The 11,775-nt window shown below is 72.2% G+C and carries 9 protein-coding genes and 1 pseudogene; 5 read left to right on the top strand and 5 right to left on the bottom strand.

Features of this window, described 5'->3' with window-relative positions; translation table 11 throughout:
- Both HCN51_RS35860 and HCN51_RS35855 read right to left on the bottom strand, forming a co-directional pair.
- Positions 1–153 (bottom strand): annotated as a pseudogene (locus HCN51_RS35860) (acetate kinase); the annotation flags it as partial.
- Complete coding sequence (locus HCN51_RS35855) at positions 129–2,432, bottom strand: phosphoketolase family protein (protein WP_168015832.1); 2,304 nt, start codon at positions 2,430–2,432, stop codon at positions 129–131. The pseudogene HCN51_RS35860 and the gene HCN51_RS35855, both read right to left, overlap by 25 nt.
- Positions 2,433–2,582: 150 nt before the next feature.
- Between HCN51_RS35855 and pgi the strand changes: the two genes are divergently transcribed.
- The 5 genes from pgi to HCN51_RS35830 are packed head-to-tail and all read left to right on the top strand — an operon-like array spanning position 2,583 to position 7,165.
- On the top strand, positions 2,583–4,214 hold the full coding sequence (gene pgi, locus HCN51_RS35850) for a glucose-6-phosphate isomerase (RefSeq protein ID WP_168015830.1): 1,632 nt from the start codon (positions 2,583–2,585) through the stop codon (positions 4,212–4,214).
- A 13-nt stretch (positions 4,215–4,227) separates the two neighbouring features.
- On the top strand, positions 4,228–5,595 hold the full coding sequence (zwf, locus tag HCN51_RS35845; RefSeq protein ID WP_168015828.1) for a glucose-6-phosphate dehydrogenase: 1,368 nt from the start codon (positions 4,228–4,230) through the stop codon (positions 5,593–5,595).
- Positions 5,596–5,641: 46 nt separating this feature from the next.
- On the top strand, positions 5,642–5,995 hold the full coding sequence (locus HCN51_RS35840) for a GerW family sporulation protein (RefSeq protein WP_080040449.1): 354 nt from the start codon (positions 5,642–5,644) through the stop codon (positions 5,993–5,995).
- A 7-nt stretch (positions 5,996–6,002) separates the two neighbouring features.
- Positions 6,003–6,542, top strand: a complete 540-nt coding sequence (locus HCN51_RS35835) for a hypothetical protein (RefSeq protein ID WP_168015827.1) — start codon at positions 6,003–6,005, stop codon at positions 6,540–6,542.
- Positions 6,539–7,165: a LysE family translocator gene (locus tag HCN51_RS35830; RefSeq protein WP_168015826.1), complete on the top strand. Its 627-nt coding sequence runs from the start codon at positions 6,539–6,541 to the stop codon at positions 7,163–7,165. Before HCN51_RS35835 ends, HCN51_RS35830 begins: the two co-directional genes overlap by 4 nt.
- Positions 7,166–7,170: 5 nt before the next feature.
- On the opposite strand, the gene HCN51_RS35825 is transcribed toward HCN51_RS35830, so the two are convergent.
- The 3 genes from HCN51_RS35825 to pulA all read right to left on the bottom strand — a co-directional run bounded on the left by HCN51_RS35825 (position 7,171) and on the right by pulA (position 11,549).
- Positions 7,171–7,893, bottom strand: a complete 723-nt coding sequence (locus HCN51_RS35825) for a VIT1/CCC1 transporter family protein (RefSeq protein WP_080040447.1) — start codon at positions 7,891–7,893, stop codon at positions 7,171–7,173.
- A 179-nt stretch (positions 7,894–8,072) separates the two neighbouring features.
- A complete protein-coding gene (locus tag HCN51_RS35820) occupies positions 8,073–8,723 on the bottom strand; it encodes a hypothetical protein (protein ID WP_240973585.1) in 651 nt (216 codons plus the stop codon).
- 132 nt (positions 8,724–8,855) lie between these two features.
- Positions 8,856–11,549, bottom strand: a complete 2,694-nt coding sequence (gene pulA, locus HCN51_RS35815) for a pullulanase-type alpha-1,6-glucosidase (protein WP_168015825.1) — start codon at positions 11,547–11,549, stop codon at positions 8,856–8,858.
- Between the last annotated feature and the right edge of the window lie 226 nt (positions 11,550–11,775).

The following is an 11,775-nucleotide window of genomic DNA, read 5'->3' as shown; positions in this document are numbered from 1 at the left end:
CGGCCCGTCGCCCGCATGATGGGTGAGCCGCCCCGAACGCTCGCCGATCCGCTCCACCAGCCCCCGCGCGGGCCGCCGCCCGGTCCGCACGTCCACCAGCTCGTACTTGATGGAGGACGAGCCGGTGTTCAGGACGAGGATGTGCCCGGCCATGTCCACGACCTGATGTCGGCGGGGTCCTCCCCGTGCTCGCGCGTGTACGCGCGGGCGCGCAGCCGCTCGTCACTCATGCGCTGGCGCAGGTGCGCGGCCTTGCTGCCGAGCCCCGGCACCCGGTCGATGACGTCGATGACCAGGTGGAAGCGGTCGATGTCGTTCAGCATGCACATGTCGAACGGCGTCGTGGTCGTGCCCTCCTCCTTGTAGCCGCGCACGTGGATGTTGGCGTGGCCGTGCCGCCGGTAGGTGAGCTGGTGGATCAGCGACGGGTAACCGTGGAAGTTGAAGATGATCGGCCGGTCCGTGGTGAACAGCGTGTCGAACTCGGCGTCCGGCATGCCGTGCGGATGCTCCGACGGCGGTTGCAGCCGCATGAGGTCGACCACGTTCACCACCCTGACCTTCAGCTCCGGCAGGTGCTCGCGCAGCAGCGCGGCGGCGGCCAGCGTCTCCAGGGTCGGCACGTCGCCGGCGCAGGCCAGCACCACGTCCGGCTCGGTGCCCTCGTCGGTGGACGCCCACGGCAGGATGCCCAGGCCGCGCGTGTTGTGGGCGATGGCCTCGTCCATGGTGAACACGTCCAGCACGGGCTGCTTGCCGGCCACGATCACGTTCACGTAGTCCCTGGAGCGCAGGCAGTGGTCGGCCACCGACAGCAGGGTGTTGGCGTCCGGCGGCAGGTAGACGCGCACCACGGACGCCTTCTTGTTGACGACGACGTCGAGGAAGCCCGGGTCCTGGTGGCTGAACCCGTTGTGGTCCTGCCGCCACACGTGCGACGACAGCAGGTACGTCAGCGACGCCACCGGCCGTCGCCACGAGATCTTCTGCGACGACTCCAGCCACTTGGCGTGCTGGTTGAACATGGCGTCCACGATGTGGATGAACGCCTCGTAACAGTTGAACAGGCCGTGCCGCCCGGTCAGCAGGTACCCCTCCAGCCAGCCCTGGCACAGGTGCTCGCTCAGCACCTCCATGACGCGGCCCCCGCTGCCCAGGTTCTCGTCCGTGGGCAGCAGCTCGGCGTCCCAGGCCCGGTCGGTGACCTCGAACACCTCCGACAGCCGGTTCGAGGCCGTCTCGTCCGGGCCCATCAGCCGGAACGTGCGCGGGTTCGCGGCGATCACGTCCCGCAGGAGCCCGCCCAGCACCCGCGTCGGCTCGCTCTCGTGCTCCGCCGGCGCCTTCACCTCGACGGCGTGCCGGCGGAAGTCGGGCAGCCGCAGCGGCTCCAGCAGCTCGCCGCCGTTGGTGTGCGGGTTCGCGCTCATCCGGCGCGGGCCTTGCGGCACGGTCGCCAGGACGTCCTCGACCGGCTTGCCGTCGGAGCCGAACAGCTCCTCCGGCCGGTACGAGCGCATCCACTCCTCCAGCATGGCCAGATGGGCCGGGTTCTCCTTGACCGTGGCCAGCGGCACCTGGTGGGCCCGCCACGTGCCCTCGACCGGCTTGCCGTCCACCTCGCGCGGCCCCGTCCAGCCCTTGGGCGTGCGCAGGATGATCATCGGCAGCCGGTCGGCGTCGCCCGCCTTGTACGCGGCCAGCTCCTCGAACGCGGTGTCCAGCGTGCCCGCCATCTCCTCGTGGTCGGCGCCGACGAGGTGGGGGCGGTAGCCGTACCCCTCCATGAGCTTGATCAGCTCGTCGGTGGGGATCCTGGCCAGGACGGTCGGGTTGGCGATCTTGTAGCCGTTCAGGTGCAGGATGGGCAGCACCATGCCGTCGCGCCGGCGGTCCAGGAACTTGTTGGAGTGCCAGCTCGCGGCCAGCGGGCCGGTCTCGGCCTCGCCGTCCCCGATGACGCACGCCACGACCAGGTCCGGGTTGTCGAACGCGGCCCCGTACGCGTGCGCCAGCGCGTACCCCAGCTCGCCGCCCTCGTGGATGGAGCCCGGCGTCTCCGGCGCCACGTGGCTGGGCACGCCGCCGGGGAAGGAGAACTGGCGGAACAGCCGCCGCATGCCCTCCACGTCCTGCGACACGTCGGGGTACCGCTCGGTGTACGAGCCCTCCAGCCACGCGTGCGCCACCGCGGCGGGCCCGCCGTGCCCCGGGCCGGCGATGTAGATCATGTCCTGGTCCCGCTCGCGGATCACCCGGTTGAGGTGCGCGAAGCAGAAGTTCAGCCCCGGCGTCGTGCCCCAGTGGCCGAGCAGGCGCGGCTTGATGTGCTCAGGGCGCAGGGGTTCGGTGAGCAGCGGGTTGTCCAGCAGGTAGATCTGCCCGACGGACAGGTAGTTCGCCGCCCGCCAGTACGCGTCTATACGATCCATGCCCTTGCTGCTTCCTCGACAGAACGGGATGAATCCCCCCAACCGTCTAAAGACTCGGCTCCGCCGTGCGCGGAATCAACCGCGGGGGGTAGGCAGTTACGGGACGATGGGACCAGGCATGATCGGTTTGGCGACGCGAGGAGGAAACGCGTGAACGGCGACATCACCCAGAGCCAGGAGTGGGCGGCCCTGGGCAAGCACCACGAGGAGCTGGCGGGCAGGCATCTGCGGGAGCTGTTCGCGCAGGATCCGGGCCGGGCCGCGCGCATGACGGTCACCGCGGGCGACCTCTACCTCGACTACGCCAAGCACCGCGCCACCGGCGAGACCATCGGCCTGCTGACCGCGCTGGCCGAGCGGGCGGGGCTGCGCGAGCGCATCGAGGCCATGTTCTCCGGCCAGCACATCAACGTCAGCGAGGACCGCGCCGTCCTGCACGTCGCGCTGCGCCTGCCGCGCGAGGCCGAGTTGGTCGTCGACGGCCAGAACGTCGTGGCCGACGTGCACGCCGTGCTCGACAAGATGAGCGCCTTCGCCGGCCGCGTGCGCTCGAAGGAGTGGAAGGGCGCCACCGGCAAGCCCATCGAGACCGTCGTCAACATCGGCATCGGCGGCTCCGACCTCGGCCCCGCGATGGCTTACGAGGCGCTGCGCGACTACGCCGACGCCGGCATCACGGCCCGCTTCGTCTCCAACATCGACCCGGCCGACATCACCGGCAACCTCGCCGGCCTCGACCCCGCGACCACGCTGTTCGTGGTCAGCTCCAAGACCTTCACCACGCTCGAGACGCTCACCAACGCCAGGGTCGCGCGCCGCTGGCTGGTCGGCGCGCTCGGCGAGGACGCCGTCTCCAAGCACTTCGTGGCCGTCTCCACCAACGCCGCCAAGGTCGCCGAGTTCGGCATCGACACCGACAACATGTTCGGCTTCTGGGACTGGGTGGGCGGCCGCTACTCCTACGACGGCGCCATCGGCCTGTCCCTGATGATCGCCGTCGGGCCCGAGCGGTTCCGCGAGATGCTGGCCGGCTTCCACACCATCGACGAGCACTTCCGCACCGCCCCGTTCGAGGCCAACATGCCGGTGCTGATGGCCCTGCTCGGCATCTGGTACACCGACTTCTTCGGCGCCGAGACCCGCGCCGTCCTGCCCTACAGCCAGCGGCTGCACCGCTTCCCCGCCTACCTGCAGCAGCTCACGATGGAGTCCAACGGCAAGTCCGTGCGCGCCGACGGCACTTCCGTCACCGCCAAGACCGGCGAGATCTTCTGGGGCGAGCCGGGCACCAACGGGCAGCACGCCTTCTACCAGCTCCTCCACCAGGGCACCCGGCTCGTCCCCGCCGACTTCATCGGCTTCGCCGAGCCCCACGAAGACCGCGAGGGCATGCACGACCAGCTCACCGCCAACCTGTTCGCCCAGACGACGGCGCTGGCGTTCGGCAAGACCGCCGACGAGATCGCCGCCGAGGGCACCGCGGCCGAGATCGTCCCGCACAAGGTCATGCCGGGCAACCGCCCCACCTCCACGATCCTCGCCCCCAAGCTCACCCCGTCCACGCTCGGCCAGCTCGTCGCCCTCTACGAGCACATCGTGTTCGTCGAGGGCACGATCTGGGGCATCGACTCCTTCGACCAGTGGGGCGTCGAGCTGGGCAAGAAGATGGCGCTCGACCTGGCGCCCGCGCTGACCTCCGAAGAGCCACCCACCACGTTCCCCGACACCTCCACCGAGCAGCTCGTCCGCAAATACCGGGAGCTGCGCGGCCGGCGGGTCTGATAGGAGGCATGACATGGAGCAGGCGGGCGCGCTCGTCCTGTTCGGCATCACGGGCGACCTCGCGCGCAAGATGCTGCTGCCCGCTCTCTACCGGCTGACGGCCGACAGCCGGCTCGACCTGCCGGTCATCGGCGTGGCCAAGACCGACCTCGACCTCGACGGGCTGCGCGAGCACGCCCGCGAGGCGTGCGGCGGCGTGCACGACGCGGCGTTCGAGAAGCTGGCGGGCAACCTGCGGCTGGTGGCCGGCGACTACCGCGACCCGGGCACGTTCGAGCGGCTGCGCGCGGAGACCGAGGGCAAGGGCTTCCTCGTCCACTACCTCGCCGTGCCGCCGGCGCTGTTCGCCGCGGTCGCCGAGGGGCTGGCCGGAGCCGGGCTCAACCACGACGCCCGGCTCGTGGTGGAGAAGCCGTTCGGGCACGACCTCGACTCGGCGCGCGAGCTCAACGGCGAGCTGCTGCGCTACTTCGACGAAGACCACCTGCGCAGGGTCGACCACTTCCTCGGCAAGGAGCCGGTCGAAGACCTCATGGTGTTCCGCTTCGCCAACATGCTGCTGGAGCCGATCTGGAACCGCTCGCACATCCGCAGCGTGCAGATCACCATGGCCGAAGACTTCGACGTGCGCGACCGCGGCGCCTTCTACGACGCCAACGGCACCGTCCGCGACGTCGTCCAAAACCACCTGCTGCAGCTCCTCGCCATCCTCGCGATGGACCCGCCGCCGTCCACCGACGCCCGGGCCCAGCTCGACGAGAAGTGGCGGGTGCTGCGCGCCGTCCAGGCCATCGACCCCGCCGACGTCGTCCGCGGCCAGTACACCGGCTACCTCGACACCGACGGCGTGCGCCCCGGCTCCACCACCGAGACCTACGTCGCGCTGCGCGCCTACATCGACAACTGGCGCTGGGCCGGGGTGCCGTGGTGCATCCGTTCCGGCAAGGCCCTGCCGACCACCGACCTGGAGGTCGTCGCGGAGCTGCGCCGGCCGCCGGTCACCATGTTCGCCAACGGCGACGCGCCCGAGAGCCCCAACCTCATCCGGTTCCGGCTGCAGCCCGACGCCGGGGTGACGTTCGACCTGCTGGCCAAGGAGCCGGGCAAGCAGCACGCCCGGCCGGTGCCGGTCAGCGTCGACTTCACCAAGGTGCTCGGGCCGATGGAGGCCGCCTACGAGCGCATCCTCCTCGACGCGGTCAGCGGCGATTCGCGCAGGTTCGCCAGGTTCGACCTGGTGGAGGAGTCGTGGCGGATCGTGCAGCCGGTGCTCGACCTGAAGGAGGCGCCGCTGCCGTACGAGAAGGGGTCCTGGGGGCCCGAACCGGCCGCGGAGATCGCGCCGGGCGGGTGGCACGAGATCTCCACGACGTTCGACTGACCGGGAGGCGTTCGACGGGGCGGCCTTCCGGGGCGACGATGGGGAGATGGACATCATGGAACTGGTGGAGAAGTCGAAGGACGCCGCGACCGTCAAGCGCGTCTTCGGCGAGCCGATCCAGCACGGCGACGTCGTCGTCATCCCCGTCGCCAGGGTCGCCCAAGGGGGCGGCGGAGGCCAGGGCCAGGGCAAGAGCGAGAAGGGTGAGGAGGGAGGAGGCAGCGGCGGCGGCTTCGGGTTCGGGGCGACCCCGGCGGGCGTGTACGTGCTCAAGGACAACGACGCCCACTGGCGGCCGGCCGTCGACGTCAACCGCATCGTCATCGGAGGGCAGATCGTGGCGGTCGTGCTGCTGCTGACCCTGCGGACGATCTTCAAGAAGCGGCGCCGCAGGCGCTGACGCTCCCGTGCTGATCGATCTGCTCGACGACGCCGGGCTGCCCGGCCACGCCTTCCTGCTACCCGGCTCCAACATGCCGGTCCGGCTGGCCAGGCTGGGCTGCTCGGCCACGCTCGTCCGCTTCCCGCCCGGCTGGGAACGCGCCGAGCGCGGCCACTACCTGGCCGGGGAGGAGTTCGTCCTGCTGGCGGGCGAGCTGCGCGTCTCCGGCATCACGTACGTGCGGGGGCAGCACGGCTGGCTGCCCGCCGGCACGCTGCGCCACTCGTGCGCGGCCCCGCACGGCGCGCTGGCGTTCACCGCCTTCGCGGGCCAGGCCACCTGGGTACGCAGCGACCGCGACGAGCCCGACGGCCCCGCGCAGCGCACACCCCTGGAGAGCGTCGTCATCCCGCGCGGCGGCCTGCCGCTCACCCCGCACTCCGCCCTGCTCGACACCCCGATCCCGCTCGGCCGCACCGCCGAGGTGATCACGGTGCCGACGTGGACATGGGAGCGGTCCGCCTTGATCCCCGAGGGGCGGGTGCTCGTAAGGTGGACCCCATGACGGCTATGGCGCAGATCGCGGCTTTCGGTGGAGTGGTGATGCTCGGGGCGATGTCGCCCGGCCCCGACTTCGCGGTGGTGGTCCGCCGCTCGGCGGTCTCGGGCCGCGGGCACGGCATGGCGGCCGCCGCCGGCATCGCGGTGGGCGTGTTCGCCTGGGTGGTGGCGGCGGCCACCGGCGTGGCGGCGCTGCTGGCCGCCTCGGCCATGGCGTTCACGGTGGTGAAGGTGGTCGGGGCCGCGTACCTGCTCTACCTCGGGGTCAAGTCGCTGCGGGCGGCCTGGCGCGGCGGCGGGGCGCTGCGGCTCGACGTGCCCGACCCGGGCGGGCGCGGCTCGTGGGCGGCGTTCAGCGAGGGGCTGCTGACGAACGTGCTCAACCCGAAGGCGGCGCTGTTCTTCGTGGCGCTGGTGCCGCAGTTCCTCGGCTCCGGCGCCTCGGTGCCGGCGCTGTCGGCGGTGGCGCTGGCCGGGACCGCCGTGTGGTTCCTGACGGTGGCGAACGTGGTGGGCGCGCTGCGCAGGGTGTTCGCCAAATCCGCCGTCCGCCGGGCCGTGGACGGCCTGACGGGCGCCGCCCTCATCGGCCTCGGCATCAAACTGGCCACCTCCACCCGTCCCTGAGGGGCCTAGGAAACGGTCACTCCCAGCAGGTGACCCAGCCCGAACGTGACCGTGGCCGCGCCCACCCCCAGGGCGAGCTGGCGCAGGCCGCCCAGCCACCACGGGCGCGCGGTCATCACCGCGACGGCGGCCCCGAACCCGAACAACGCCACCACGCTCAGCACCAGCGCCACCATCAGCCCCGACGCCCCGAACAGGAACGGCGCCAGCGGCACCAGCGCTCCCGCCGAGAACGCGCCGAACGACGACGCGGCGGCCACGTAGGGGGAGGGCAGGTCGTCCATGTCGACGCCCAGCTCCTCGCGCACGTGCACCCGCAACGCCTGCTCGGGGTCGGCCGACAGCCCGGCGGCCACCCGCTCGGCCAGCTCGGGCTCGAGCCCGCGCGCGCGGTAGAGCGCCGCCAGCTCGGCCTGCTCACCCTCGGGGTTGCGCGCCAGCTCCCGCCGCTCGACGGCGATCTCGGCCCGCATCAGCTCCGTCTGCGACTTCACGGATGTGTACTCGCCGGCCGCCATGGAGCAGGCACCGGCGATCAGCCCGGCGAACCCGGCCAGCACCGCCCCCTGCCCGGCCCCGGCCGCGCCCACCACCCCGGCGATCAACGCGAAGTTGGACACGAGCCCGTCCATCGCTCCGAAAACGGCCGGCCGCAACCAGCCACCGGTGACGTCCCGGTGGCTGTGGTGCTGCTCTGGGGATTCCGGCCGGACCAGCTCGATGGTCATCAAACCCTCCACAATTACGGATCTCTCGTTCAAAAGGTGGCATATCGAACGAAGGTTCGCAACGAAGGGAAGGCTTGCCTGAGCTGCAAGGATTCACGTGCTGTGATGGGCCGGCCCCGGAATGACGTCGTCGCTGCGGCGCCGGGTCCGGCGGCGCCACAGCGACACGCGCGACGTGGTCAGGCGTGGATCGGGGTGGTGATCGTGACGGGTGTCTCGGCGGGCTGGTCGCCGCGGATCAGGGCCGAGCACTCGTTGATCGTCTCTTCCAGCAGCTCCCGCAGCAACGCGTCGGGGTCGGGGATGCACGCCTGCACGATCCCCACCACCGCCAGTTGCACCGCGTTGGGGGCGGCGTAGCGGCGGAAGCCCTTCTCGGTGATGCGGGCCGCGCGGCTGAAGCGTCGGGCCTGGTCGGCGGCGTGCGGCACCTCTTCCAGAGCGCGGCGGCTGCGCTCGCTGAGGCGGCCCGACGGGGCGCCGTCGAGGCGGGCCAGCATCTCCTCGGCCGCCAGCACCGACACGGCCAGGGCGAGCTGGCGCTCGGCCGCCGCGACCGGCAGGGCGGTGGTGGCGCAGCGGAGCGCGATCTGCGCGTCCACGCGCAGGTCGTCGCTGGCCAGACCGATGATGGAGGGCACGAGCCGCACGAGCTTGGCCCGGCTCTCGTCGCTGGTGTTGTCGTTGACCAGGCGGGCCAGGGCGGCCAGCAGCGGGTGGGTGCAGGCCGGATGGTCGCTCCAGCGCTCGCCGGCCAGGTAGGAGGCCAGCTCCATGAAACAGGCACCGCGCTTCGGGTTGCGATGCCTGCCGCGGGAAAGGACCGGCATGTGATCAAGGTGATTGTCCACGGGTGCTCCACTGCTCCACGCGATCGCCGTCGTTCCAGCGCCGTTCATCCAGTCTGCGCCGGAGTGCGGCCTAATGCCAGTGATGCGGGGTGTTCTTGATGAGGGTTCCCCCTACCCGCCCGCGTCACACCCACACCCCGCGAAGGGCGCGACGAAGACCGCTGCGGTACGGGCCGGGACGGTGAGCGTGCCCGTGTCCGGGTCGAAGGCCGACGTGCGGACGACGGGGTCGTCCGAGCCCGCCTGTACGGGGTGCAGCGTCACCTGCCGCCCCGCCAGCCCCGGCATCGGCTGGGTGGCCGGTGACGGGGTCGCGTTGAGGACGACCGTGACCGACGTCCAGCGCGGGTCGAGGCCCTCGGTGTCGACGTGCATGGTGATCACGCCCTCCGCCGAGGCGGGAAACGTCAGCCGCCGCCGTACCTCGTCGAAGGAGCCGAGCGCGAACGCCGGCGACGACGCCCTGATCCGCAGCAGCTCCCCGTAGCGGGCGCGGGCGGAGGTGATCGCGGCGCAGCCGGGCCGCAGGGCCGGGTCGGCGAGCAGCGGGCGGGCGTACGGCCACCTGGCCTCGTTGTCGGCGCGGGGCGGCAGGCCCGCGCCGAAGCCGTTGCCCCGCGCGCAGTCCCACAGCAGCCGGTTGAACCAGTCGCCGGAGTCGTAGGAGTTGCGGTCGAGCGACTTCGAGCGCAGCCGCTCGGTGCCCGCGTGCACGAACGTCGCCCCCTGGGCGAGGACCGCCGCGGCCAGCGACAGCGTGTGCATGCGGACCCGGTCGCCCATCGGGGTGTCCGGCGGCAGCTTGTACGCCAGCGCGTCGAACAACGTCTCGTTGTCGTGCGCGTCCACGTACGTGACGGCCTCGCCGGGCGCGGCGGTGTACCCGGCGGGCGAGCCGTTGTAGTCGAGCTCCGAGCCCTTGCGCCCGGACGGCAGCACGTAGTCGCGCAGGTTCCCCGTCAGGCCGAGCCTGATCAGGTCGCAGGAGTGGGCCAGGCGCGCCCGCTGCTGCTCGGGGCTGCCGTTGGCGGGCGAGCCGTTGGGGTCGCCCGCGAGCCCGGAGCCGAAGCCCTGCACGCGCGGGTCGGCGTCGAACGGGGTGCCGCCGCGCACCGCGTCCCGCAGCCGGTCGGTGAACGTGGCGATGCCGGTGCCCGCGAGGTTCGCCTGGGTGGCCTGCTCGAAGCGGGCGCCGTCGGCGACCTCGCCGAAGTTCCAGCCCTCGCCGTACAGGATGATCGACCTGCCGTCCACGCCGTCGTCGGCCAGGGTCAGGGCGTCGAGCGCGCGGCGGACGGCGAGCAGGTTCGCCTTCGGGTGGTGGCCCATCAGGTCGAAGCGGAAGCCGTCGATCCGGTAGTGCCTGGCCCAGGTGACGACCGAGTCCACCACGAGCCGGCCCATCATCAGGTGCTCCGGCGCGGTGTTGGCGCAGCAGGTGGAGTCGGCCACGCGGCCGTCGCCGAGGAGCCGGTGGTAGTAGCCGGGCACGATCGGGCCGAGCACGCCGGTGGAGTGGGTGTGGTTGTAGACCACGTCCATGATCACGAGCAGGCCGGCGCGGTGGAGCGCGGCGACCATCCCGCGGAACTCCTGGACGCGCCGGTCGGGGTCGGTCGCGTACGAGCCCTCCGGCACGGTGTAGTGCAGCGGGTCGTACCCCCAGTTGAAGGAGTCGGTGGCGGCCGTGCGCGCCACGCACTCCTGCTGCTCGTCGGAGTCGGGCGGCAGCGCGGCCAGGTCGCAGGACGGCTCGACGCGGTCGGCGGCGCGCTCGGGCACGGTGGCGAAGTCGAAGACGGGCAGCAGGTGCACGTGCGTGATCCCGTCGGCGGCCAGGGCGCGCAGCTCGCGCATCCCCGCGCCGTCCTCGTGCTGGAAGGCCGCGTACGTGCCGCGCAGCGCGGCGGGCACGGTGGCGTCGGAGGCGGAGAAGTCGCGCACGTGCAGCTCGTAGATCGCGGCCCGCTCCAGCGGCACGGCGGCCGGCCTGGCGGGCGGGTCCCAGCCGGGCGGCCGGTGCTCGGGCGCGTCGAGGCGGGTGAGCCTGCTGCGTGCCCCGCCGGGGGTGACGTCCACGCTGTACGGGTCGGTGACCTCGTTCGTCACGATCGCGCCGGCCTCGGGGGAGTAGACGGTGACGAGGTAGGTGTACTCGCGGCCGAGCCACGAGGGCAGCCCGCGTACCGACCAGACGCCGCTCTCGTCGTCGCGCCGCATCGGGTGCACCGTGCGCCCGCCCGCTTCGTACAGGGCCAGCTCGACCTTCCGCGCGGTCGGCGCCCACACCGCCAGCGAAGGCTCCGGCTGCCAGGAGGGGTCCATCGCCCGCGAGGGCGCGCCGTGCTGGGACGGGCCCGGCGCCGGCGAGGGCGCGCCGTGCCAGGACGGGCCGAGCGGGGCGGTGGCGGCCTTGGCGTACAGGTCGTCGAGCACTCCGGGGAGCTGCACGCCGGTCGCCTCCACCAGGGCGCTCCCGTCGTCCCGCCGCACGGCGACGACCTGGCCGCGCAGCGCGTCGCGGACGAGCGCGGCGTCGCGCGGGTCCACCTTCAGCGCGGGGTGCGCGGCCAGGTGCGGCCACGCGCGCCGCTGCTCCTCCCTGAGCGTGCCGGGCGCGAGCCGGATGAGCCGGGGGTCGCCGGTCAGGTCGCCGCCGTCGCAGGCGATGCCGCCGTCGGGACTCCAGGCGAGGAAGTGCCGCCGGGACGCCTCCGCCTGCGGCCAGACGACGGTGTCCCGGTCGATCCAGCAGGCCCTGGCCTCGCGAAGGCCGGCGCCCGGCGCGTCACCGTTGTGCGTCATGTGGCTCAGGCTCTTCGCCCCCTCGGACCCGGCCCCCAGGACTCATGGTGCCCGCCCCGGCGCCCGGTGATGCGTGGCGGCCGTACCGGTCCGATCTTTGCAAGCCTTCAGGAAATTTCCGAAAGCGGGTAAACCGCATCCTGGCGGGCGGGGCAGCTGACGTGCGGGCGTCGAGCGTTCACAATGGGGAGCGGCCTCGCGTGCGGAGCCGTGAGCAGCGCAAACG

The organism is Nonomuraea composti (assembly GCF_012034275.1).
GTDB lineage: Bacteria > Actinomycetota > Actinomycetes > Streptosporangiales > Streptosporangiaceae > Nonomuraea > Nonomuraea composti.
This window is presented reverse-complemented; position numbering and strand designations above follow the sequence as displayed.

Excerpts from the sequence above, each read along its gene's own strand:
- HCN51_RS35855 (WP_168015832.1), bottom strand. The coding sequence starts at position 2,432 with ATGGATCGTATAGACGCGTACTGGCGGGCGGCGAACTACCTGTCCGTC.
- HCN51_RS35820 (WP_240973585.1), bottom strand. The coding sequence starts at position 8,723 with ATGCCGGTCCTTTCCCGCGGCAGGCATCGCAACCCGAAGCGCGGTGCC.
- HCN51_RS35825 (WP_080040447.1), bottom strand. The coding sequence starts at position 7,893 with ATGACCATCGAGCTGGTCCGGCCGGAATCCCCAGAGCAGCACCACAGC.
- pulA (WP_168015825.1), bottom strand. The coding sequence starts at position 11,549 with ATGACGCACAACGGTGACGCGCCGGGCGCCGGCCTTCGCGAGGCCAGG.
- HCN51_RS35840 (WP_080040449.1), top strand. The coding sequence starts at position 5,642 with ATGGACATCATGGAACTGGTGGAGAAGTCGAAGGACGCCGCGACCGTC.
- HCN51_RS35830 (WP_168015826.1), top strand. The coding sequence starts at position 6,539 with ATGACGGCTATGGCGCAGATCGCGGCTTTCGGTGGAGTGGTGATGCTC.
- zwf (WP_168015828.1), top strand. The coding sequence starts at position 4,228 with ATGGAGCAGGCGGGCGCGCTCGTCCTGTTCGGCATCACGGGCGACCTC.